Consider the following 24,483-nt stretch of genomic DNA (forward strand, 5'->3'; position numbering starts at 1 on the left):
CGTTGCCGGTGCGGGCCCGCCGTTGGCCGATCATCGGGCGGGGGTCAGTCTTCGTCCTTGCCCGGTGTGTTCTTGGCCACCTGCATCAGGAACTCGATGTTGGTCCCCGACTTGCGCAGCCGGTCCTGCAGGAGTTCGAGCGCCTGCTGCGCATCCAGCGCAGCCAGCACCCGGCGCAGCTTGTGCGTCACCGCCAGCTCGTCCGGGGACAGCAGCAGCTCGTCCTTGCGGGTGCTGGAGGAGTCCACGTCCACGGCCGGGAACAGCCGCTTGTCGGCGAGCTTGCGGTCGAGCTTGAGCTCGGCGTTACCGGTGCCCTTGAACTCCTCGAAGATGACCGTGTCCATCGTGGAACCGGTCTCCACCAGCGCCGTGGCGAAGATGGTCAGCGAACCGCCGTTCTCGATGTTGCGGGCCGCGCCGAGGAACCGCTTCGGCGGGTACAGCGCAGTTGAGTCCACACCACCGGACAGGATGCGCCCGGACGCCGGTGCCGCGAGGTTGTAGGCGCGGCCGAGCCGGGTGATCGAGTCGAGCAGCACGACCACGTCGTGCCCCATCTCCACCAGCCGCTTGGCCCGTTCGATGGACAGCTCGGCGACCGTGGTGTGGTCCGACGGCGGACGGTCGAAGGTCGAGGCGATGACCTCGCCCTTCACCGAGCGCTGCATGTCGGTGACCTCTTCCGGCCGCTCGTCGGCGAGCACGACCATCAGATGGCACTCGGGGTTGTTCGTGGTGATCGCGTTGGCGATCGCCTGCAGCACCATCGTCTTGCCCGCCTTGGGCGGGGAGACGATCAGCGCGCGCTGCCCCTTGCCGACCGGCATGACCAGGTCGATGATCCGGCCGGTCAGCTGCTGCGGCTCGGATTCCAGGCGCAGCCGTTCGTTGGGGTACAGCGGCGTGAGCTTGTGGAACTCCGAGCGGTTCTTGGCGGCGTCGGCCTCCAGCCCGTTGATGGAGTCGACGCGCACCAGCGGGTTGAACTTCTGCCGCTGCTGCTCGCCTTCCCGCGGCTGGCGAATGACGCCCTTGATGGCGTCCCCGCGACGTAGCCCGTGCTTGCGCACCAGCGACAGCGACACGTAGACGTCGTTTGGGCCGGCGAGGTAACCGGAGGTGCGCACGAAGGCGTAGTTCTCCAGCACGTCGAGGATTCCGGCCACGGGCAGCAGCACGTCGTCCTCGCGGACCTCGGGCTCGTTGCCCTCGCTGCGACCGCGGTTGCGACGCCGGTCGCGGAACCGGCGACCGCGGCGCCTGCCGCCGTCCTCGTCGTCCGCGTCCTGCTGGCGGTTGTCCTGCTGGCGGTTGTCGTCGCGACGGTTGCCGTCTTGGCGGTTGTCGTCACGGCGGTTGCCGCCGTCACGGTTGTCCTGGCGGCCGCCCTGGCGCTCACCGGAGCGCTGCTCGTCACCGCCGGAGTCTGCCTGGTTGCTGCCGCCCCTGCCGGAGGACCGGCGGCGCCGGTTGTTGCTGCCACCGCGCCGGTTGTCGTCCTCCCCGGAGGAGTCGGAGGTCTGCTGGCGGCGGGAGCGCCCGCGGTTGGGGGTGGAGCCGTTGTTCGGCTGGTCCGCGCGGGTGGCGTCGCTCTTCTGCCCGGAGTCGCCGTTCGAGCCGGGCTCGTTGCGCGAACCACCGCCGTCCCGCGAGCCGGTGTCGTCGAGCGCGGGCTGGTGGGCCTTACCGTCAGCGGGCTCGTCACCCGAGTTCTGGCCCTTCTTGCCGGACCCGGACCGCGGAGCGGACTTCCCCGAGGACCCCTGCTGCTCCTTGATGGCCGCGATCAGATCCCCCTTGCGCAGGCCGCTCGTGTCGATCCCCAGTTCCTCCGCGAGTTGGCGCAGCTCAGCCAGAACCATGCCGGAGAGCCCACCGCGTCGCCGCGGAGTGCCGTTGGCCTCGGATTCCTGCTGGCCAGCCGGAGAGGTGCCGTTGGCGGCGTCGCTGCTCAACAGTTCGGTGTTGCTCACGAATGTCCTTCCTGACCGAACCGCGCCTCCTACGCGGCCCAGCGGATTGCCCGCCCGCTCTTCGACTGCGGACGGCCGGTGTGTGCTACCAGCCCTTGTGCCGGTCGGATTTCACACGCGCACGCGGCACGACCGACTTCGGCGATGGCTCGGGGAACCAGCGGCACCGGGCTTCGGGAGGGACCCGGCTCGCGTGGTCCACGTGCGACGCATCCACTCCGTTCCACACTTGCCGATGTACGGCCCTGCTGCCGCTTCACTCCAGAAATCGTCGACTCGTACCGAGCCCGCGGATGACGCCACACCGCTCACCAGCGGTGAAGCGGAATCCGGCCGGGAGCTCCGTGAGTCGGAGTCGTGTCCTGGTCGCTACGGGGACCACTTCGCCAAACAGTAGGACCCCACCTCGACGCCGGCAACGATGAGCACCGCCGATCATCCCGAAGCGAACTCAATTGAGTTGACAACTCCTGCATCGGTCACCGCAGTCGAGGCCCGCTAGTTGATCTTCGCCCTCATCGGGCGGAGCCGGTTCACAGCGGGAGATGCGTGCCGGGAATCGATGTCCCGGACACGGCACCGGCGCCCTGCGCGCGGTGACTGATTGACCTTGAGGGTAGACGCCCTGTGATTCAGGTGCAACAACCCCCCGGGCGCATGCCACACCCCGCCGATCCTGCTCCGAACCGGCCGGGTCCGGAATCGACCGAAGCCGGTTGCCGGAGCGATCGACTGCCGGAACAGTCAACTGCCGGGACACGGCGACTGCCGGAACAGTCGCGGCCAGGGCGAATCGACGGCTGCTCACGACAACCGACGACACTTCCTTTGTACCACTCCTCGGCAGCACCGCGGGTGCGGGTCGCAGCACAGGCCCTGGGCAGGACCTGCCCGCAGCCGCGCTCCCGCTGCGCAGAACCCGTTCAGCCCAGCGGACCCACCCGGACGCCCCCGCCGTCGACCGGCAGCGGTTCCGCCCGGAAATCCCCGAGATCGACCCCGCCCGGCAGCGCACCGGCGGCCGGGAACGCGACGACGGTCGGCCCCGCACCGGATACCGCGGCGGGCACACCGGCCGCGCGCAGCCGGCGCACCAGATCGGTGGTGGCCGGCCAGGCCGGTTCCCGGTGGTCCTGGTGCAACCGGTCGGCGGTGGCAGCCAACAGCAGCGACGGATCCGTGGCCATTGCGTGCACCGCCAGGGCGGCGCGTCCGGCGGCGAACGCGGCGTCGGCGTGCGGAACCTGCTCGGGGAGCAAGCCGCGCGTGGTGTGCGTGGACGATTCCTCTTGCGGCACAAGGGCTACCGGGAACACGTCCGGATGCACCATCGACTGCGCGGCGTGGAAGCGCCCGGCGTCGTTCCACGCGATCACGAGCCCACCGAACAGGCTGGCGGCCGCGTTGTCCGCGTGCCCCTCCCATTCGGAGACCAGCTGCAGCACCAACTCGGCGTTGCTGTCCTCGCGGGGGTCGACACCGACCATGCGCAGCGCGGCGGACGCGCCGGCCACCATCGCCGCCGCCGAGGAGCCCAGACCGCGCGAGTGCGGAATCCGGTTCCAGCACGTCAGCGACAGCGCGGGCGCCGGAATCCCCAGCTCGGCCAGGACTTTGTGGATGACCCGCACCACCAGGTGCCGTTCACCGTCCGGGACGGACCCCGCCCCGGCGCCGGTCACCTCGACGCGGGCCGAACCGGCCGGGCCGTCGACCGGGTGCACCTCGACGGTGTCGTACATCGACAGCGCCAGCCCCAAGGCGTCGAACCCGGATCCGAGGTTGGCCGTGGACGCGGGCACCGTCACCCGGACGGCCGTGTCGGCGGCGGCGTTCACCCGAGCTCCAGCGCGGTGGCCACCGCGCGCGGATCGACCGGCAGCGGCTCCACCTCGATCATCCCGGCCAGCGCGGTATCCGGGTCCTTGAGGCCGTGCCCGGTGACCGTGCACACCACCAGCGATCCCGCGGGAACCTCACCGCTGTCGGCCCGGGCGAGCAGACCGGCCACGCTGGACGCCGAGGCGGGCTCGACGAAAACGCCCTCGCGGGACGACAGCAGCCGGTACGCGGCCAGGATCTCCTCGTCCGTCATCGCCCCGAACAGCCCGTTCGAAGCGTCCTTGGCGGCCACGGCACCCTGCCAGGAGGCGGGGCTGCCGACCCGGATCGCGGTGGCCACGGTGTCCGGCTCGGTGACCGGCTGCCCGTGCACCAGCGGGGCGGCACCGGCCGCCTGGAAGCCGAACATCCGCGGGGTGCCGTCGACGACACCGTCCCGGGCGTACTCGGTGTAGCCCTTCCAGTAGGCGGTGATGTTGCCCGCGTTGCCCACCGGCAGGCAGTGCACATCGGGCGCGCGTCCGAGCACGTCGCACACCTCGAAGGAGGCCGTCTTCTGCCCCTCGATGCGCGCGGCGTTGACCGAGTTGACCAGGGTGACCGGGTGCTCGGCCGAGGTCTTGCGCGCCAGCTCCAGGCAGTCGTCGAAATTGCCCTGCACCTGCAGGATCCGCGCACCGTGCGCCACGGCCTGGGCGAGCTTGCCCATGGCGATCTTGCCCTGCGGCACCAGCACGGCCGAGGTGAGCCCGGCGCGCGTGGCGTAGGCCGAGGCGGACGCGGAGGTGTTGCCGGTGGAGGCGCAGATCACCGCTTTGCTGCCTTCGGCCAGCGCCTGCGTCATCGCCACGGTCATCCCGCGGTCCTTGAACGAACCGGTGGGATTGGCGCCCTCCACCTTGAGGTAGACCGTGCTGCCGGTGCGCTCGGACAAGTGCGGGGCGGGCACCAGCGGAGTGCCGCCCTCCTGCAGGGTCACGGTGCGCGCGCCCTCGGGAACGGCGACCCGGTCCCGGTACGCCTCGATCACACCGGGCCAGCCTGCCTGCGCCGCAGCACCCTGGATGTTCGTCACGACGGTTCACCTTCCACGCGCATCACGCTGACCACGTCGCGCACCACCGGAAGTTGCGCGATCTCGTCCACTGTGGACCTGAGTGCGGCATCACTGGCGGTGTGCGTCACCACCACGAGACTGGCCTCGGCGCCACGTCCCTGCTGCCGCACCACGGAAATGCTCACATCGTGCTCGTTGAAGGTCGCCGCGACCTGCGAGAGCACGCCAGCCTTGTCCGCGACCGAGAGGCTGATGTGGTACCGGGTCGGGGTATTGCCCATCGGCTGCACCGCCAGCTGCGCGTGCGCCGATTCCCGCGGCCCCTTGCCCTGCACGACGAGGTTGCGCGCGACCGCGACCAGGTCGCCGAGTACAGCGCTGGCGGTGGGCGCGCCCCCGGCGCCCTGCCCGTAGAACATCAGCTGCCCGGCCGCCTCGGCCTCCACAAACACCGCGTTGAACGCGTCACCCACGCCGGCCAACGGATGACTGCGCGGGATCATCGCCGGATGCACGCGGGCCGCGACCGACTCGGTGCCGTCCTCGGCGACCACGCGCTCGCAGATCGCCAGCAGCTTGACCGTCCGGTCCAGCGACCGCGCGGCGGCGATGTCCCCCGGGGTGACCGCCGAAATGCCCTCCCGGTGCACATCGGCCACCCCGACTCGGGTGTGGAACGCCAACGACGCCAGGATCGCAGCCTTGGACGCGGCGTCGAACCCGTCCACGTCGGCCGTCGGATCCGCCTCCGCGTAACCGAGCCTGCCAGCCTCGTCGAGCGTCTCGGAATAACCGGCGCCGGTGGAATCCATCGCCGAGAGGATGTAGTTCGTCGTGCCGTTGACAATGCCCATGACCCGGTCGATCCGGTCACCGGCCAACGACTCGCGCAACGGGCGCAGCAGCGGGATGGCCCCGGCCACCGCCGCCTCGAAGTAGATGTCGGCGCCAGCGGCATCCGCCGCCGCGTACAACTCAGCGCCGTGCTCGGCCAGCAGCGCCTTGTTCGCGGTCACCACCGACTTGCCGGACTCCAGCGCGCGCAGCAGCAGCGAGCGGGCGGGCTCGATGCCGCCGATCAGCTCGACGACCACGTCGACGTCGGAATCCACCAGCGCTTGCGCGTCGGTGGTCACCAGGTGCTGCGGCAACCCGTCGTGCTTGTGCGGGCGGCGCACCGCCACCCCGGTCACCAGCATCGGCGCACCTGTTCGCGCCGCGAACTCCTCCGGCTGGTCCTGCAGCAGCCGCAGCACCTCGGTCCCGACGGTGCCGCACCCCAACAGCGCGACCCTGATCGGTTCACGGTCCCGGATCACTCACACCTCCAGCCGGAGCAGGTCGTCCTCGGTCTCCCTGCGCAGCAGCAACCGCGCGCGACCGTCGCGCACCGCCACCACGGGCGGCTTCGGCAGCCGGTTGTAGTTGCTGGCCATCGAATAGCAGTAGGCACCCGTGGCGGCGACCGCCAGCAAGTCTCCCGGAGCAATGTCCTCCGGAAGCCAGCAGTCGCGCACCACGACGTCACCGGATTCACAATGCTTGCCCACGATGCGGGACAACACCCCGGGCGCCTCCGCCGAGCGGGACACCAGCCGGGTGTCGTAGACGGAGTCGTACAGCGCCGTGCGGATGTTGTCGCTCATCCCGCCGTCGACGCTCACGTACCGGCGGCTGGCCCCGCCGTCCAGCACGACGTCCTTGATCGTGCCGACCTCGTAGACGGTGACCATGCACGGGCCGACGATCGCCCGGCCCGGTTCCACCGCCACCGCCGGAGCGCGCAGGCCCGCGTTCGCGCACTCCTTGCCGATGATCTCGTGCAGCCCGGTGGCCAACCGCTCCGCGGGAAGCGGATCGTCATCGGCGGTGTAGGCGATACCCAGACCGCCACCCAAATCCACAGTGGACACACCGGCGAGCGCGTCCGCACCGTGCTCGTCGCGCAGGTCCGCGAGCAGCTGCACCACCCGGTGCGCGGCCAGCTCGAAACCGTCCACGTCGAAGATCTGCGAACCGATGTGGCTGTGCAGCCCCACCAAGGACAGCGCATCCGCCTTGAGCACCCGCCGAGCGGCCTCCGCCGCCTGCCCCGAAGCGAGCGAGAAACCGAACTTCTGGTCCTCGTGCGCCGTGGCGATGAACTCGTGCGTGTGCGCCTCCACACCCACCGTCACCCGCACCAACACCTGCTGGCGCGCCCCGCGCTCCGCGGCGACCCGGTCCAGACGGGCGATCTCGTGGAACGAGTCCAGCACCACCGAACCCACCCCGGCCTCGACCGCAGCGACCAGCTCGTCCATCGACTTGTTGTTGCCGTGGAACGTGATCCGCTCGACCGGGAAACCCGCGCGCAGCGCCACGGCCAGCTCGCCGCCGCTGCACACGTCCAGGCTCAACCCCTCCTCGGCCACCCAGCGGGCGACCTCGGTGCACAGGAACGCCTTGGACGCGTAGTGCACCGCAGCCGGATCGCCGAACGCCGCGGCGTAATCCCGGCAACGGGACCGGAAATCGTCCTCGTCCAACGCGAACAGCGGCGTGCCGAACTCGGCGGCCAGCTCCCGGACATCGACTCCGGCCAGGCTCACCGCACCCGACCGGTCCCGCGCGGTACCGCGCGGCCAGACCTGCGTGTGCAGCTCGTCCAACTCCTGCGCACTGGCCGGACCCGGCCCGGCGGAAGTGCCGGTGGGCACGACGTCCGCGTGCCGCGGACCGGCGGGATGGGCGCGCATCGGCGGCTCCTCCAAGACGGCCCGCCGCGCGCGGTCGGACCGGTTCTGCGATCTGTGCGTTCCACGACCCGAAGCGACCGGCCGGCCCCGGCTCACCGGGACCGACCGGACTGCTCCGGACCTCCTACATCTGCTCCGGGGCGCGCACGCCGAGCAGGCCGAGCCCGTTGACCAGCACCTGGCGCGTCGCCTCGCACAGCTGCAACCGGGCGATGGTCAGCGGGCTCGCCTCGTCGTCGCCGGGCTGCAGCACCCGGCAGGCGTCGAAGAACTTGTGGTAGGCACTGGCCACCTCCTCCAGGTAGCGCGCCACCCGGTGCGGCTCGCGCAGCTGCGCGGCCGAGACCACCACCCTCGGGAACTCGCCGAGCGTGCGGATCAGCTCGCCCTCGCGGTCGTGCGTGAGCAGCGAGAGGTCCGCACCGGCTACCGGCCCGGGCTCGATGCCCAGCGCGGTCGCGTTGCGCTGCAGCGAGCACAGCCGCGCATGCGCGTACTGCACGTAGTAGACCGGGTTCTCGTTGGTGTGCTTGCTGATCAGGTCCAAGTCGATATCGACCGGGGAGTCCACCGACGAGCGGATCAGCGAATAGCGGGCCGCATCCACCCCGACCGCACCGACCAGGTCCTCCATCGTGACGACCGTGCCCGCGCGTTTGCTCATGCGCACCGGTTTTCCGTCCCGCACCAGGTTCACCAGCTGCCCGATCAGCACCTCGACCACATCGGGGTCGTCGCCGAAAGCCGCCGCAGCCGCCTTGAGCCGGGCGATGTAGCCGTGGTGGTCGGCACCGAGCATGTAGATGCACAGCTCGAAGCCGCGATCGCGCTTGTCCCGCAGGTAGGCCACGTCGCCGGCGATATAGGCGGGCGCACCGTCGCTCTTGAGCAGCACGCGGTCCTTGTCGTCACCGTGCTCGGTCGAGCGCAGCCACCAGGCGCCGTCGGCCGCGTAGACCTGCCCCGACTCCTTGAGCTCCTCGACGGCCCGGGTGACCGCACCCGAAGCGTGCAGCGAGTCCTCGTGGAAGAACACGTCGAAATCGGTGCCGAACTCGTGCAGGCTCTGCTTGATCTCGGCGAACATGAGCCCCACGCCCACGCGCCGGAACGCCTCGCGCCGCTCGGCCTCCGGCAGCTCCAGCACACCCGGCTCCGCCTGCACGACGCGGCCCGCGATCTCGGCCACGTAATCGCCGCCGTAGCCGTCCTCCGGAGCCGGCTCGCCCCGGGCGGCCGCGATCAGCGAACTCACGAACCGGTCGATCTGCGCACCTGCGTCGTTGAAGTAGTACTCGCGGGTGACATCGGCGCCCTCGAAGCTCAGCACCCGACCCAGCGCGTCGCCGACCGCGGCCCAGCGGGTCCCGCCCAGGTGGATCGGCCCGGTCGGATTGGCCGAGACGAACTCCAAGTTGACCCGCAGGTCCTGGTAGAGGTCACCGCGGCCGTAGTCCGCGCCGCTGCCGAGCACGTCGCGCACGATCTGGCCCTGCGCATCGGCGGCGAGCCGGAGGTTCAGGAAACCCGGACCGGCCACCTCCGCGGAATCGATCTCGTCCCGAGCGCCGAGCGCCTCGGCCAACCAACCCGCCAGATCGCGCGGGACCACCCCGGCCTTCTTGCCGACCTGCATCGCGAGGTTCGTCGCGTAGTCACCGTGCTCGGGATTGCGCGGGCGCTCGACGGTGACCGCTTCCGGTAGCACAGTGGTGTCCAACCCTCGGGCGGTCAGCACCTCGACGGCGGTGTTCCGGACCAGTTCGGCGAGCGCGGCAGGTGTCACCCTTCGCAGTTTAGGGAAGCGTCGTCGCTGTTCAGCGAACGGGTACGCCGAATGCACCGCGATGTACGCACGAACCGTGTTCACATGCCCCCGTTTCGTGGTCGCCCGACCCCACACGGTCGGGCGAGATCATCGCGCAACCATCTGCGCAGCCCGCCCTGATCCCTAGACTTGCAGGCCGGTGTCCGGCGACGACGGGGGAACGAGGGCTACGCGACCATGTCCGATGAGCACGAAGCGCCCCCGCGGCGCACCCGTCCCTTCCCCTGGGCGACCGTGGCAGGCGTCACCGCCGCGGTGATCGCCGCGGGCAGCTTCTTCGGCTTCGCGCACGCGCACTGGACCACCCATCAGCACCGGCTCAGCGCGCAAGCCAGTGCAACCCCGGGCGGTACCGGGTTCGAGCCGAGCCCGGACAACCCGGACCCGTCCCGGGCGATACCCGGCGTGCGGATCGTCGAGGGACTGGGCGCCTCGCACGTCACCGCGGACGAACGGGTCGCCTACGAGCAGCGCCCGCCGGTGGGCGGGGCGCACGACGAGGTCTGGGCCGATTGCACCGGCGTCGTCTACGACCGGCCCGTCCGCGAGGAGAACCTCGTCCACTCCCTGGAACACGGGGCGGTGTGGATCGCCTACGACCCGGCACGACTGGACCGCGCCGGCATCGACCGGCTGGCCGCTCGCGCGGACAACGCGCCGCACACGGTGATGTCGCCCTACCCCGGGATGGACCACTCGATCTCGCTGCAGTCCTGGGGACACCAGCTCGCCGTCGAAGACCCCGCCGACGAGCGCATCGACCAATTCATCACCGCACTGCGGCTCAACGAGCACGGCGTGTACCCGGAGGTCGGCGCCACCTGCCAGACCACCCCGGACATGTTCGACCCGGCCGCGCCGCCGCCGTTCGACCCGGCTCCACCCGGCCCGGACGCCGTTCCGATGAACCGGGACGACAACGGACCCCGCGACGAGCCGGGCCAGTGATCCCGGAGTGCGCGAGCACTCGTTGGCCGCCCGGATCACCGTCGTCACCGGAGCCGCTCTCGCTCTGCTTCTCGTGGGCGCTGCGGTCGGGCTGTTGATCACGATCCCGCCAGGCGGGCGGGCCGAACCCCGCCCGAGCAGCGTCGACATCGGCTTCGCGCGGGACATGTCGGTGCACCACCAGCAAGCGGTGACCATGGCTACGATCGCGCGCCAGCAGGGTCATTCTGCAGCGGTGCGCCAGCTCGCGTTCGACATCGACACGAACCAGCGCGACCAGATCGGCAGAATGCAGGGCTGGCTGGCGCTCTGGAATGAACCCGTGCAGTCCACCGACGATCCCGGCGAGTGGATGGATGTCCCCGGTGGGCGCAGCCACCACCGGACGGCCGCGGCACCAGCGCGCAGCGGGCAGATGCCCGGGATGGCCGAACGGCAGGAGCTGTCCCAGCTCCGGGCGCTGCGCGGGCCCGAGTTCGACATCTACTTCCTGCAGCTGATGCTGCGCCACCACGTGGGCGGCCTGCCGATGGCCGAACACGCGTCGCTGCACGCGTCTCTTCCCTCGGTGAGCGCACTGGCCGCGAGCATGGTCACCGCCCAATCCAGCGAGAGCGACCTCCTCACCAGCATGCTCGCCGACCACGAAGCCACCCCCCTCCCCCCTTCATGAGGTGGCAGCATGGGAACTTTCCTGTCACCGGTGACAGGAAAGTTCCCATGCTGTCAGGGCCTCACCAAGTCAGAGCTTGGCAGCGGCGGGCGCATTCGTCCGGCTCGACCTGGAGCGTGGCGTGATCGATCCCGTACCGCTCGGCCAGCAGTCGTTGCCCGGCCACCAATACGGACCCGTGGTCGGCGTCACCACGGGTGGTGAGGTGAGCTGATGCCACCTCCATACCGGACGTCAACGTCCAGACGTGCAGATCGTGCACCTCGGTAACGGCAGGTAGCGCAGCCAGTTCGGATCGCAGCTCACCCACGTTGATCTGTTCAGGCGCCTGTTGCACCAGGATGCGCAGAGCCTGGCGAGCGAGCCGGTAGGTCCGGGGCAGCACGAACAGACCGACCGCTACAGCGACGACCGGGTCAACCAGGTACCAGCCGAACACCCAGGTCAGAATCCCCCCGATGAGGACCCCGACGGATCCGATGGTGTCCGCGAGCACCTCCAGGTAGGCGCCCCGAACGTTCAAGCTCTCCTCAGCACCTCGGCGCAACATCGCGAAGACCACGAGGTTGGCCGCCAACCCGGCAGCCGCGGTGAGCATCACCGGCACCCCGGGTACTTGCGGAGGATCCTGAAACCTGCCGATCGCCTCGTAGAGGATGTAGCCAGCGACACCGAACAGCAGTACTGCGTTGGCCAGTGCTGCGAGCACTTCCATCCGGTACAGGCCGAACGTGCGCCTGCCGACCGCCGGGCGGCGCGCGGCGAAGATCGCGGCCAGCGCCATGCCCACGCCGAGGACGTCGGTCAACATGTGCCCCGCATCGGACAGCAGCGCCAACGAGTCCGCGTAGAAACCCACGGCGGCTTCGAGCAGGAAGAACGCGAACAGGATCCCGAAAGCAACAGCTAGTCGCCGTACATACCGCCCGGACGCGTGAGCGGCTTCGGACGCCGACCCGTGCCCATGTCCGTGTCCCATGTGTTTCCTCCGCTGACGACCACGACAGATACATAGTCATATATGCATGAATGCACCGTCAACACCCGCACGCACGTTGATCGCCTACCCCCTCGCACACGCAGCCCGGAGCATGCGCTAGGCTGACAAACGTCCGCAGCGACAAGCCCTCGTAGCTCAGCGGATAGAGCACTGCCCTCCGGAGGCAGGTGTCGCAGGTTCGAGTCCTGCCGAGGGCGCCCAGCTAGACCGCAGAGGTTCTCCCTCTTGGCGACATCATTGTCGGGATGTATCGCCCCATCCTTTTTCATGGCCGCACCGGCGCCTTTAGATCGGGATGCTGGCGGCGAGGGGCGACCAGCTAATCCGCATGCGCGGCGTTCGCCGAGCAAGGTCGGTCGGCAGCCGCCCACCACCACCGCGAGACCGCATCCGCAACGGATTCGACACGAGCACCGGAAAAGCATCCGTCCACAGTGCTCGTACCGGAACGCCGCCGCATGTCGGCGAACCCGAACAGGCGGGCATGCGTGAATGCGAAAAGGACGCCGCACGGCGGGAGTAGCGCGGTGGCACTCGACAACTCGTATGCAACGTGGACTTAAGGCGCTCTTATCCCCTGCCTGATCAAGGCTTACCCCGCACACGGGACTGCATTTGCAGCATCGTGTGCAGGGAAAATACGCTCGCGAGCGGCTATCTTCCCTGATCAGGAAGTGGTGGACCTCGCCGGTGCGCGAACGGCAGTATCCATCCGCCCCGAAACGCTGTCCGGAGCGGACCCCGACCGGCCGGACGCAACCAAGGAGAACGAGTTGAACGTGCGCCGCAACACGGCAGTCGCAGCTACGCTCGCCGGATTACCACTCGCAGGAACCCTGCTACTGCCACAGCTCGCATTCGCACACGGCGACATGCAGGAACCGGCCGGCCGCGCGTACACGTGCTACCTCGAAGGCGCGGAAACCCCGCAGTCCGAAGGTTGTCGAGGCGTGCAGGCCGAAAACGGCCCCGCTCCCGTCTACGACTGGATGAGCAACCGGATCGGCGATGCGGACGGCCGGCACCAGGAATTGATTCCGGACGGCAAGCTGTGCAGCGCGAACAACCCGACATACTCCGGGTTCGACCAGCCCGCCACCGCCTGGCCGACCACCGAGCTCACCCCCGGTGATGTCTCACTCGAATACAAGGCCACGGCCAAGCACGCAGGCTACTTCGACGTGTACATCACCAAGGACGACTGGGACCCGACGCAACCACTCAGCTGGGACAGCCTCGAAGACCAGCCGATCGCGCACGTGGAGAACCCGCCCGATGTGGGCGAAGGTTACCAACTGAACGGCCACATCCCGGAAAGCAAGAACGGGCAACACGTCCTCTACACCGTGTGGCAACGCACGGACAGCCCCGAAGCCTTCTACTCCTGCTCGGACGTGATGTTCGGTTCCGCGGGCACGGCGCAGACGGACACGCTGCGCCTACAGGAAGACCCGAGTGCCACGGACGCGGTGCACGACCACGGCCACGCCCCTGAAAGCCCCTCGACCGAGCCAGGCCTGTGGGATCGGGTCCTGACCCTGTTCAGCTGAGCCACCCGCACCAAGACTCCGGTCGCTCGCCCTCCCGCTCCGAGGACCCCGAGAGCGGGAACCCACCTCCCCGAGCGACCGGTGAAAGCATGGGAACTTTCCTGTCACATGTGGCAGGAAAGTTCCCATGCTCCAACCCCACCCGGCAGAGAGGCCGCGTGGCCATCGTTGCGCAGGCACGCGGTCGCCGGGTGGGGTCAGGTCGATCCGATCCCGGTTAGCGAACGCACTTCCATTTCATCGGAACGTTCTTCGTCCGGCCTGCCGCCGAACAGCGTTCCGACGAAACCGCACAGGAACGACGCCGGGATGGACACAAGCCCCGGGTTGCTCAACGGGAACCACGCGAAGTCCACGCCTGGGAAGACCGAATCCGGCGCGCCCGACACGACCGGTGAGAACAGCACCAGCACCAAGCAGGTCCCCAGCCCGCCATAGATGCCCCAGAGCGTGCCCCGCGTGTTGAACCGGCGCCAGAACAGTGTGTACAGCAACGTCGACAGGTTCGCCGACGCCGCGAAAGCGAAGGCCAGCGCGACGAGGAACGCGACGTTCTGCCCGTTGACGAGGATGCCGCCGAGGATGGACGCGGCGCCCACTCCCACAGCCGTCCACCTGGCTACGCGTACTTCGGCGGCGGGGTCGGTCCGTCCGCGCCGGATGACGTTGGCATAGAAGTCGTGCGCGAACGAGGCGGACGCCGTCAGCGTCAATCCCGCCACGACGGCCAGGATCGTGGCGAACGCGACCGCTGCGACGATGCCGAGCAGGACCGTCCCGCCGATCTGGTACGCGAGCAAAGGCGCGGCTGAGTTCTCCGCGCCGGGTGCGGACAAGATGGTGTCGGTGTCGTTGGCAGCACCGGCGCCATACCCGATCACCAGGGTGCACACGTAGAACACGGACATGGCGCACGTCGCCCAGATCACCGATCTCCGCGCCTGGACCGCGTTCGGCACCGTGTAGAAGCGCATCAGCACATGCGGCAACCCGGCCACGCCCAGCACCAGGGCGAGCGACAACGACACGAAGTCGAGCTTGGTGACCTCGGATTCGCCGTACTCCGCGCCGGGAGCGAGGATGCGCTCGCCCAGTGGGTTGTTCGCGGCAGCGTGCTCCATCAGGGAAGACAGGCTGTAACCGTACTTGCCCAGGAGGAACAGGGTCAGCAGGACGACGCACAGCATCAGCATGGCGGCCTTGATGATCTGCACCCAGGTGGTGCCTTTCATCCCGCCGACGAGCACGTAAACCACCATCACCGCACCGACACCCGCGATGACGAGTGCCTGGCCGGAGCCGCTGTGCACGTCCAGCAGCAGGGCGACGAGTCCGCCGGCTCCCGCCATCTGCGCGATCATGTAGACGAACGAGATCATCAAGGTGGACACCGCTGAGGCGGCGCGGACCGGGCGCTGACGCATCCGGTAACTGAGCACGTCGCCCATCGTGAAGCGTCCTGTGTTACGCAGTAGCTCGGCGATGAGCAGCAGATTCACCAACCATGCCACGAGGAACCCGATCGAGTACAGGAACCCGTCGTACCCGTGGACTGCGATCGCCCCGGCGATCCCGAGGAAGGACGCCGCGGACAGGAAGTCCCCGGAAAGGGCGACACCGTTCTGCGGTCCGCTGAATCGTCCGTCGGCGGCGAAAAAGTCGGCTGCGGTGCCGGTAGCGCCCACCCGGTACACGACGACCAGTGTGATCAACACGAACAGGGCGAAGATCGAGATGTTGAGCATGGGACTGGAAGCCATCACCGGTCTCCCTCCCTGGGCGGATCCGCACGCAGGTCGTCGATCAACGGATCGACGCGGCGCTCCGCGTAACGGCGGTAGCCGAGCGCGATGAGCACAGTGCTGACGAACTGGCCGAGCCCCATGAGGAGTCCGACGTTGATGAGCCCGAGCACCGGTGTGCCCATGAACGCCGGCGCGTAGGCCGCGATGACGACGTAGGTCAGGTACCAGGCCAGGAACAACGCGCTCATCGGGAAAACGAACGCACGGAACCTGGTCCGCAACTGCTGGAACTCGGCGCTGTCGACCACGGCGCGGTAGTCAGGGGGTCCCGCCGCTACCGGAGGGCGCATCGAGCTGCGGCTGATCCCGCCGAACCGGGCAGCGGTCGGATCCTGCGGAGCGGGCTCCCGGGGAGCGGATCGGATTGCGTTGGACATAGTCCTTTCCAGGTCTTTCCGAGGCCGTCGTGCCTGCATCGCGCAGCGACGCGGCGCCGCCGTCCCGGGCTAGCGCGCCCGGTTCGGGGCGTTGCTGCGGTTTTTCGGATTCCTGACACCGGCGGATCCGGCACGACGGACGAGAAGTCGATCCCGACGCGGGAGTTTAGCCGCGGGACCAACCGAAAACGACCATGGAGCGACACAGTACACATTATGATGAATTGATCGATTACGCTGCGCGTTGATCTTGACTTGACCGCACCTCGAAAACGACCACTTCCTGGCCGCCCGAATTGCGGACCAGCCGACCGTTCGAGCTGGTCGAGAAGGCTGCGTTCAACCCCTTGGCTGACGGGGCGAAAACTGCGGCGCATCGGCCACCCGTGGATTCACCGTTCACCTTTCGAGTGACGTATTCCCGAAGGCGGCCGGGAAAGCTCGATACGAGCAGTGTTCACTGATCGACCCCGCCCGCGCCAGCCGCCGTCCGGATGATCTCCCATTTCGGAAAATCAGCAGGTCAGGGCACCTTTTCGTGACCTGTTGGTCTCGTGATCGGCTGCGGTAGGGTTCTGCAACCGACATCGGCACACCGAATCCAGCACGACCGGGAAATCCCACCCGAAACCGATCGGCGAAATCCACGAGGTGCGGAAGACGAGGCCGCGCCCCGCATTCCAACGAGTGCGCACGCGGGCACGCCGTACTGCGGCTGAACCGCTGCGCACCGCCGACGGGCCAGCTCGCCCACCCACACAACGCGCTGTTGCGAGAAGGATTTTCGACCGCGCGGGAAAGGACTGCGTCGTGAGCAGCGGACTGGACCACTCGCCCGCGGACACGACCCGGGCGGCCACGCGGCCGCGCAGCAGGCCGGGATTCATCACTCGATTCAGGCAATGGCAGGACTGGAAGCTGCCGGCGAAGATCACCGCCGTCGTGCTCATCCCGGTGCTGTTCGCGTTGGCACTCGGCGTGCACCAGATCCGGTCCCAGATCGACCGCGCCGCCGAGTTCGGTGAGCTCGATCGGGTCGTCACCGCCGGATCAGCAGTCCGCGCAGCCGTGGGCGAACTCCAGCAGGAGCGCAGCCGCACCGCGGATTTCCTCTCGGCTGAGACCGGAACGCCGGCCGAGATTCAGCGCGACTTCAGCGCGGCCGACACGGCCATCACGAACCTCCAGCACGACCTGCACCGCGTTCCGGACGCGGAAACGCTGCGATTCGCTCACCTGGAGACCGAGGACCGCGTAGCCGGCCTCGGCCCGCTCCGCGACCGGATCCTCGACCGAAGCGTGCACGCCGACGAAGCCGCGAACGGGTACACCGAGATCATCGGTACTCTGCTGAGCCTCGACCGCTCGCTGATCAGCCAGATGTCCGAAGCGCAGGTCGTGGCCGAAGCCACCACCGCGCACGAGCTCGCCCTGATCACCGAAGAAGTCCGGCTGCAGCAGGCGCTAGTGCTCACCGGATTGAGCCACGGCGAATTCACCAGCGACAGCCAGGCGCGGCTGGCGGCCAGCGAGACCCGGCGCAGCGCGGCGGTCAACGACTTCCGCGCCGCCGCCACCCTGCAGCAGCGAGACCGTTACGACCAGCTGTACGCACAACCGCAACTGCCCGAGCGGGAGACCTCGGTCCAGCTGGCGATGAACACCGCGCAGCAACCGCAACCCGCCGTGCAGAACGTTCCGCCGACGGCGTGGCAGGAGCAGTCCGACACGACGGTGCGGTCGTTGGACGCGCTCGGCCGAGATCTGCACGAGCGGTTGGAGAGCACCGCATTCCGCTTGGAGGATCGCGCAGGCAACATCGCCGGCCTGGAATCGGTCGTGCTGTTCACCACCCTGCTGATCGCAGGCATCGTGGCCGCCGTCATCGTGCGTCAGCTCCTGGGCTCGCTGCACACGCTGCGCCGCGGCGCGCTGACCGCGGCCCACGAGCAGCTCCCCCGCGCTGTCGCCGACCTGCGGGCCGGCCACGACGCGAGCACCGGGGTGCAACGCGTTCCGGTGCACACCCGCGATGAAGTCGGTGAACTGGCTCGCGCGTTCGACGAAGTGCACACCCAAGCCATCGGCCTCGCCACCGAGCAGGCTGAACTGCGGCGCAGCTACGGGGATTCGTTCATCAACGTGTCTCGGCGCAGCCAAAGCCTGCTCGAACGCCAACTCCGCCTCTTCGAACAGCTCGAACGGGATGAGGAGGACCCGGACCAGCTAGCCACCCTGTTCCAGCTGGACCACTTGGCGACCCGGATGCGCCGGAACAACGAAAACCTGATGGTGCTGTCCGGCACGGACCCCGCGCGGCGGTTCACCCGCCCCGCCTCGCCTGCCGACCTGGTCCGGGCGGCCGTCTCCGAGATCGAGCACTACCCCCGCGTCATCGTGCAGCCGCTACCGGACAACAGGATCGTCGGCTACGCGGCGAGCGATCTGGTGCGCCTGCTGGCCGAGCTGCTCGACAACGCCGCCAACTTCTCCGCACCGCACACGCAGGTCACGGTCACCGGCCACCTGCGGGGAGACGGGTCGTTGGACATCGACATCACCGACCACGGCATCGGGATGCCGCAGGAAGAACTCGCCAACGCCAACGAGCGGCTGACCGCGGACCGGGAGATCGACCTGTCGACCTCCCGGCGGATGGGTCTGTTCGTCGTCGGCCGTCTCGCTGCGCGACACGATATCCGCGTGACGCTGAGTCCCGGACCGGAAGGCACCGGAGTCCGAGCGACCGTCTGCCTGGCCCGGGAGCTGCTCGTCGACGCGCCCCCCGACGGCGGTGATCCGATGCGGACCAACGGGAATGCGGCCGTACCGACCGACGCGCCCCCCGCAATGCGCGACGATGACACCGTCGTGCAGGAGTTCGATTGGGAAGCCGCCGAGCGGGACGCGTCCAGCCAGCGCCACCTGGTGCGCAACGGTTTCCATCTGCTGCGCCCAGCGCAGAACGAGCCGGAAGATCCGGACGCTCCGGACGACGCGAGGTCCGAGGCCACCGATCTCTTCGGATTCGCCGACAGTGTTGCCTGGGCCGGAACCGCATCCGCGGGCACCGACGACAGTGCTACCGGCGCCGACGACGGGTCGTCCGCTACGAGTGCCGAAGGAGCCGGGCAGAACGGGGTGGTACCGGTGTCCGGGCCATCGTGCTTCGATGCCCCACCGGTCAGCAGCAACACACCGGAGGACGCCGAGACCTCGTTCGACGACCTCGCCTCGGCCTGGTTCCAGGTCTCGGAGTCCACCACCCCGACTCACCCCCACCAACCCGCCTGGCCCACCGCGGAGCCTGATGCGAGCAAGGGAACCTTTCTGTCACCGGTGGAAGAAAGGTTCCCTTCCTCGCAACCTCCCGACAGTCAGATCGACTGGACCTTCGCGAGCGACGACGAGCAGCAGCGGGCCGATGAGATATCGGTAGCTTCCCCTGTTGACTTCACCGACGCCGGCCTGCCGCAGCGCATTCCGCGTGCCCACCTGGTCCAGGGAAGCGCAGTCCCCACAAGCGGCCAGGCGCAGCGGTCGACACGCGATCCGGACACAGCGCGCGGTCGACTCGCTTCCTTCCAAGAGGGCCTGCGCCGCGGCCGCCACCACCATGAAGCTTCCGAGTATTCCGAAACCGCGCAAGGAGATTCGTCGCAAGTGGACTGGGGTTTCGATTCCACTCCGGGAGAACAGCGCCCGGAGGAAGTACTCGACAGCGACCCGGAAGATTACACGACCGCCGGACTGCCGCGTCGAACGCCCAAGGCGCAGCTGGTACCGGGATCCGCAGACGGAGCGGAATCAAAACCGCAGCGCGACGCGGACGAGATGCGGGGACGGCTCACCAGCTTTCAACAGGGGATCCGCGAAGGCAAACACAGCCTCCGCGATGCGACGCCGAGCGCGGACTTTTCCCCGAACGAGTGAGGAGGACGGAACGGAATGAACGCCCAGCAACCACAACCGAACCAATTCGGCTGGCTTGTCACCGATTTCACCGAACGTGTTCCGGGAGTTGCTCATGCGGTGGTGGTTTCCGCTGACGGCTTGCTACTGACGGCCTCAGCTAAGCTGCCCACCGATCGTGCCGACCAGCTCGCAGCGGTGGCGTCGGGTCTGCTCAGCCTCACCCAGGGGGCTGCGCGGTGCTTCGAAGCGGGCGGCGTCACAGAGACCGTGGTCGAGATGGAGCGGGGCTTGATGCTCCAGATGGCCATCAGCGACGGTTCGTGTCTGACCGTACTCGCGGCCCCGAACTGCGACATGGGCTTGATCGCCTATGAAATGGCCCTGCTGGTGGAGCGCGTCGGCCAGATCCTCACACCTCAGCTGCGTTCCCAGCTGCAAGGAACGAGTCGTGCGATGTCCGGACAGTCGGTGTGAGGCGACCATGAGCGCAGGTTCTGGCACACCTGAGCGCCGCGACAATGCGGACCAGGACTCCGCGGCCGGTTCTATGGCCGACGTCTTCAACAGATTCGCGCTCGATCACGCACGTCGGAAGCGGTACCGCACCACGGACCCGAACGGTTCCAGCGTGCCACCACCCGACGACCCAGCCGGGCAAGACCTGTCTTGGCCGATAACCGACCAGAACCGGCCGGCTCCCGAAGTCGCGCCCCAACCGCCGGAAGTGAACGAAGTGGAGTCCACGGCTACCTACATCCGGCCTTACGCATGGACCGGCGGGAGAACACGGTCCAACTACCGACTCGAAGTCGAAACCCTCGTATCCACAAGCGATTCCTGCCATGCCGGACGCCTTCAACGGGTCGAGCACCATTCCATCGCGGGTATCTGCCAACACCCTCGATCGGTCGCTGAAGTCGGCGCAATGCTCGGCGTCCCGCTCGGCGTCGCGAAGGTTCTGCTGGGCGACATGGCCGACCTGGGCCTTGTAACGGTGCACAACACCGTCACTGAAAACGGAAGTACTTCCCACCTGCAGCTGATGGAGAGGGTCCTGAGTGGGCTGCGGCGACTGTGACTCCGACAGCGCGACCCCCTTCACAGGACCGGGGCGAACACGACCACGAGCATTACCGAGATCCGAGGTGATCCGAGAATGACATCGGAAACGCAGACACGCACTCTGCACAACGTCGACGCGCAGACCACGGCAACCTCAGCCAAGATCGTCGTCGCCGGTGGCTTCGGAGTCGGTAAGACCACGTTCGTAGGGTCGGTATCCGAGATCATGCCGTTGACCACGGAAGCCGTGATGACAGAGGCGAGCAAGGACATCGACGACCTGCAGGCCACCCCAGACAAGGGCACGACGACAGTCGCCATGGACTTCGGGCGCTTGTCGCTGGATTCCGACTTGATCCTCTACCTGTTCGGAACGCCCGGGCAACGGCGCTTTTGGTTCATGTGGGATGACCTGGTGCGCGGAGCGATCGGCGCCATCGTGCTGGTAGACACCCGTCGACTCGCAGACTGCTTCTCCGCGATCGACTTCTTTGAAGACCGGAGCCTTCCATACATCGTGGGCGTCAACTGCTTCGACGGGCACCTCCAGCACCGTTTCGAAGACATCCGTGAGGCGATCGCGATTCCGGACGAAACACCCATCATCGCATGCGACGCGCGCAACCGTGAGTCGACCAAGAACACCCTCATCAACCTCGTGAAGTACGCGATGCACTGGTGGATGCAGCGACCGGCGTAGGTGACAGCATGGGAACTTCCCTGTCACGAGCAGGAGAAATGTTCCCATGCTGCACCCCCAATACGCACCGGGTCCGACATGGACGGAGATCGATAGACCAAGAGGGAGTCGTGGACGACACGCGGTCACTGGGGCGGAAATGATCGGCTTGCGCCAGGATGTCTCGGATAGTTCGCCCCATGACCGCTGCCAGCCGCGCTCCCGTGCCGTCGCCCCATCCGGATCGCCGAGTCTTCCGTGTCCGAGAACTGGAGCGATTGGGGGTTTCACAGTCAACGGCATACCGCCGTGCACGCGCCGACGGACCGTGGAGCCGTTTGGCCCCCGGGATCGTGCTAGTAGCACCGGGACCACCCACTACTGAAGACCTCATCGAGGCGGCCCTGCTCCGGGCGGGCCCCGGCGCAGTCCTGACCGGAATGCACGCCGCACGACTGCACGGTCTGCGCTCGCCACCACGTGACGAGCCAATACACGTGTTGATCCCGCATCAGCGCAAGATCCAAAGTCATGCTCACATGCGTTTCGAGCGAACCACACGGCTACCCACGCCGGTGGAGATCGACGGGTTCCCGACAGCCCCGTTATCCCGTGCGACCACCGACGCAGTGCGCACCTGGAAGTCACGAGCGCTCACCGAGGAGCTACTGGTCGAAGCTATCCAACATCGGCGACGCTGCCATCCGCACGATCTCATGTCCGAAATGGAACTGGGCAGCCGCCGGGGTACCGGCCTCCCCCGGGAAATTCTCCGGTCTCTCGCTGTGGACCTGCGTTCCGTCGCCGAACTGGGCGCTTTCAAGTTGCTCCGCACCACGGATCTGCCCGAACCTGCCTGGAATGCGGCGTTGTTCGATGAGAAGGGAAGGTACATCGCGCGGCCTGATGCGTGGTTCGATGATGTCGGGCTCGCGGTTGAGATCGATTCCTTCGACTTTCACTTCTCCCGGTATGATTATGCTGCGACCGCTCGTCGGGACTCGCGGTACGCGATGAACGGCGTCATCGTGCTCCGGCTGCTACCAACCCGAATCCAGGCGAGTCCCGACGAGGTGCGAAGAGAGGTGGAGCGGTCGTACCGAACTGCCGCTGGCCGGCCCCGTCCACAGGTTCATCTCGGTCGGTGAGCTCACTTCCGGCCGACGTGGGGGCTGCCCAGTGGCTGCGAGCATGGACGCTTTCCTGTCATCTTGCCGCAGCACCAGGATCTTTCACCTGGGGTCTGGTGCGCACGCCTCAAAGGGGGCAGCATGCACTCCCGCTGTGATCGTCGCGGGAGGTTCCTGATGAGTGTTGGCATGCGTCCACGCCTGATCAAAGCTGCCCGGGTCGTTACGATGTGTGACGAAGACCCGTACCTGATTGCCGCTGAACCCGCCTTCGTCACGATTGGCGAATGGATCACGGCAGTCGGCGAGTACGACGACTTGCTCGCGCAGCACCCGAACGCCGAACTTGTCGACTTCGGAAACGCCACGATCGTGCCCGGTTTCAACGACGCGCACCAGCATCCGACGATGACCGCCGGAAACATGCGCGGAGTGGACCTCTCGCACGCCACTTCCCATGCGCAGGTCGCTTCGTTGCTCAGCGAGCGTATCTCTTCTTCTGCTACCGGTGAGTGGGTCGTTGGAACCCGCTATGACCACGCGAAGTCCGGGGACATTACCCCGCTTTCCCGGGATGACCTCGACGAACTGACAGGGCAGCATCCCGTTCTCCTGATCAATATCGGAGCGCACTGGGGCGTGGTGAACTCGGCTGGTCTTCACGCTGCGGGCTTGACCGAGGCGTCACAAGACCCGCCCGGAGGCGAACTCGTCCGGGATGCGGATGGTCGGCTGACCGGGATCGTGCACGAACAGGCGCTGTTCGATGTGGCCTACCCAGCGTTGTCTCGTGGGAACCCCGCGATTCCTCCGCAGGATCAGGAAGCGGCCTTGGCGCAGTTGATCGAGACGCTGCGTGCGTTGAACGCGCTGGGCATCACCAGCGTCGGTGATGCGATGGTCGGTCCGGTGGAGCTTGGTCTGCTTCAGGAGGCGCACAGGCGCGGACTGCTCACCGTTCGAGTGAATGCCCTACTCACCTACCCCCATGTCGATGCGTTGCGGAGGACCGGCCTCCGAACAGATTTCGGTGACAGGTGGCTGCGCATCGGCGGGATCAAAGCATTTGCCGACGGTGCGGTTGCAGGTGGAACGTGCCTGGTAGATGAGCCGTTCGAAGGAACTGAGGACCACGGAATCCAGACACTTCCCGTCGAGGAGCTCGACGAGCTGGTGGAGCTGGTGCACCGGTCGGGCAACCGGCTCGCGATCCACGCCAACGGTGATCGGGCTATCCGGATGGTGCTGGACTCGATCGAAAGTGCTCGCCAGAAGCACCCGGATGTGCAGGTGCAGCACCGCATCGAACACTGCACCGTGGTCGACGATGACATCGTTGACCGGCTTCGACGCAGCGGAACGATCGCTGTTCCCTTCGGCAGCTACGTGGACTTCCACGGGGACAAACTGCTCGCCTACTACGGTGCCGACCGACTGGAGCGCATGTTCGCCCATCGGAAACTGCTCGATTCAGGCGTACCGGTCGCAGGGTCAAGTGATTTCCCGTGCGGTCCAGTTGAGCCGTTGCGGGCACTGCGTAGTTGCATCACGCGCCGTTCCGGCTCGGGGAAGTCGGACGGGCAAGTGCTCGGCGGATCCCAGAGGATCACCCCGGTAGAAGCCCTCGCGTTGTACACGACTGGATCTGCGCACGCGTCGGGTGAGGACGACTGCAAGGGACGGATTTGGCCCGGTTTCTTGGCGGACTTCGCGGTACTCAACGGGGATCCGTTGACCGTTGATCCGATCGCGCTTCCGGACCTCGACGTGCGGCAAACGTGGGTGGGCGGAGAGCCCGTATGGCACCTGGGCCAGGAGCGCTAGACGACAACAGGCACCTGGCACCTCGGCGTACCGCTGATCACACGACGCTTCACGCCCGACGGCCAGGTGCCAGCATGGG

At 67.6% G+C, this 24,483-nt stretch carries 18 protein-coding genes and 1 tRNA gene; 9 read left to right on the forward strand and 10 right to left on the reverse strand.

The window, feature by feature from the left end:
• Positions 1-44: 44 nt before the first annotated feature.
• The 6 genes from rho to argS form a co-directional block, all read right to left on the reverse strand.
• Positions 45-1,976, reverse strand: coding sequence for a transcription termination factor Rho (gene rho / locus IQ251_RS15010; protein ID WP_193929212.1), 1,932 nt, complete (start codon positions 1,974-1,976; stop codon positions 45-47).
• Positions 1,977-2,899: 923 nt separating this feature from the next.
• A complete protein-coding gene (gene thrB / locus IQ251_RS15015) occupies positions 2,900-3,814 on the reverse strand; it encodes a homoserine kinase (RefSeq protein ID WP_193929213.1) in 915 nt (304 codons plus the stop codon).
• Entirely contained in the window at positions 3,811-4,893 is a 1,083-nt protein-coding gene (gene thrC / locus IQ251_RS15020; protein ID WP_193929214.1) for a threonine synthase, read from the reverse strand. The genes thrB and thrC overlap by 4 nt, the downstream gene beginning before the upstream one ends.
• Positions 4,890-6,194 carry a homoserine dehydrogenase gene (locus IQ251_RS15025; protein ID WP_193929215.1) on the reverse strand — a complete coding sequence of 435 codons (1,305 nt, stop codon included), beginning with the start codon at positions 6,192-6,194 and terminating at the stop codon, positions 4,890-4,892. Before IQ251_RS15025 ends, thrC begins: the two co-directional genes overlap by 4 nt.
• Entirely contained in the window at positions 6,195-7,613 is a 1,419-nt protein-coding gene (gene lysA, locus IQ251_RS15030) for a diaminopimelate decarboxylase (protein ID WP_193929216.1), read from the reverse strand.
• A 124-nt stretch (positions 7,614-7,737) separates the two neighbouring features.
• Positions 7,738-9,399 (reverse strand): arginine--tRNA ligase, encoded by a 1,662-nt coding sequence (gene argS / locus IQ251_RS15035; RefSeq protein ID WP_193929217.1) that lies wholly within the window; start codon positions 9,397-9,399, stop codon positions 7,738-7,740.
• 219 nt (positions 9,400-9,618) lie between these two features.
• Here argS and IQ251_RS15040 point away from each other — a divergent pair, with 219 nt between their 5' ends.
• Together IQ251_RS15040 and IQ251_RS15045 are read left to right on the forward strand one after the other, a co-directional pair.
• Positions 9,619-10,389 carry a thioredoxin-like domain-containing protein gene (locus tag IQ251_RS15040; protein ID WP_193929218.1) on the forward strand — a complete coding sequence of 257 codons (771 nt, stop codon included), beginning with the start codon at positions 9,619-9,621 and terminating at the stop codon, positions 10,387-10,389.
• Positions 10,390-10,396: 7 nt separating this feature from the next.
• Positions 10,397-11,062: a DUF305 domain-containing protein gene (locus tag IQ251_RS15045; protein ID WP_193929219.1), complete on the forward strand. Its 666-nt coding sequence runs from the start codon at positions 10,397-10,399 to the stop codon at positions 11,060-11,062.
• Between the two features lie 61 nt (positions 11,063-11,123).
• On the opposite strand, the gene IQ251_RS15050 is transcribed toward IQ251_RS15045, so the two are convergent.
• The gene (locus IQ251_RS15050) at positions 11,124-12,041 is read right to left on the reverse strand and encodes a cation diffusion facilitator family transporter (protein WP_193929220.1); all 918 of its coding nucleotides are present in this window, start codon (positions 12,039-12,041) and stop codon (positions 11,124-11,126) included.
• Positions 12,042-12,186: 145 nt separating this feature from the next.
• On the opposite strand from IQ251_RS15050, the gene IQ251_RS15055 reads away from it, so the two are divergent.
• A tRNA-Arg gene (locus IQ251_RS15055) sits at positions 12,187-12,259 on the forward strand.
• Positions 12,260-12,736: 477 nt separating this feature from the next.
• Positions 12,737-13,612, forward strand: a complete 876-nt coding sequence (locus IQ251_RS15060) for a lytic polysaccharide monooxygenase auxiliary activity family 9 protein (RefSeq protein ID WP_370591416.1) — start codon at positions 12,737-12,739, stop codon at positions 13,610-13,612.
• 197 nt (positions 13,613-13,809) lie between these two features.
• On the opposite strand, the gene IQ251_RS15065 is transcribed toward IQ251_RS15060, so the two are convergent.
• Both IQ251_RS15065 and IQ251_RS15070 read right to left on the reverse strand, forming a co-directional pair.
• Positions 13,810-15,372, reverse strand: a complete 1,563-nt coding sequence (locus IQ251_RS15065) for a monocarboxylic acid transporter (RefSeq protein ID WP_193929221.1) — start codon at positions 15,370-15,372, stop codon at positions 13,810-13,812.
• Entirely contained in the window at positions 15,372-15,605 is a 234-nt protein-coding gene (locus tag IQ251_RS15070; RefSeq protein WP_370591417.1) for a DUF485 domain-containing protein, read from the reverse strand. The genes IQ251_RS15065 and IQ251_RS15070 overlap by 1 nt, the downstream gene beginning before the upstream one ends.
• A gap of 999 nt (positions 15,606-16,604) precedes the next feature.
• Here IQ251_RS15070 and IQ251_RS15075 point away from each other — a divergent pair.
• The 4 genes from IQ251_RS15075 to IQ251_RS15090 all read left to right on the forward strand — a co-directional run bounded on the left by IQ251_RS15075 (position 16,605) and on the right by IQ251_RS15090 (position 21,471).
• Complete coding sequence (locus IQ251_RS15075; protein WP_193929223.1) at positions 16,605-19,727, forward strand: sensor histidine kinase; 3,123 nt, start codon at positions 16,605-16,607, stop codon at positions 19,725-19,727.
• Positions 19,728-19,742: 15 nt separating this feature from the next.
• A complete protein-coding gene (locus tag IQ251_RS15080; protein ID WP_193929224.1) occupies positions 19,743-20,183 on the forward strand; it encodes a roadblock/LC7 domain-containing protein in 441 nt (146 codons plus the stop codon).
• Positions 20,184-20,256: 73 nt separating this feature from the next.
• Positions 20,257-20,787, forward strand: coding sequence for a DUF742 domain-containing protein (locus IQ251_RS15085; protein ID WP_228047024.1), 531 nt, complete (start codon positions 20,257-20,259; stop codon positions 20,785-20,787).
• A 78-nt stretch (positions 20,788-20,865) separates the two neighbouring features.
• A complete protein-coding gene (locus IQ251_RS15090; RefSeq protein WP_193929226.1) occupies positions 20,866-21,471 on the forward strand; it encodes a GTP-binding protein in 606 nt (201 codons plus the stop codon).
• A gap of 644 nt (positions 21,472-22,115) precedes the next feature.
• On the opposite strand, the gene IQ251_RS15095 is transcribed toward IQ251_RS15090, so the two are convergent.
• Positions 22,116-22,412: a hypothetical protein gene (locus tag IQ251_RS15095; RefSeq protein ID WP_193929227.1), complete on the reverse strand. Its 297-nt coding sequence runs from the start codon at positions 22,410-22,412 to the stop codon at positions 22,116-22,118.
• 345 nt (positions 22,413-22,757) lie between these two features.
• Between IQ251_RS15095 and IQ251_RS15100 the strand changes: the two genes are divergently transcribed.
• Positions 22,758-24,404, forward strand: a complete 1,647-nt coding sequence (locus IQ251_RS15100) for an amidohydrolase (protein ID WP_193929228.1) — start codon at positions 22,758-22,760, stop codon at positions 24,402-24,404.
• The last annotated feature ends 79 nt before the right edge of the window (positions 24,405-24,483 follow it).

Origin of the sequence: Saccharopolyspora montiporae, assembly GCF_015209505.1 — a bacterium.
GTDB classification, from domain to species: domain Bacteria; phylum Actinomycetota; class Actinomycetes; order Mycobacteriales; family Pseudonocardiaceae; genus Saccharopolyspora; species Saccharopolyspora montiporae.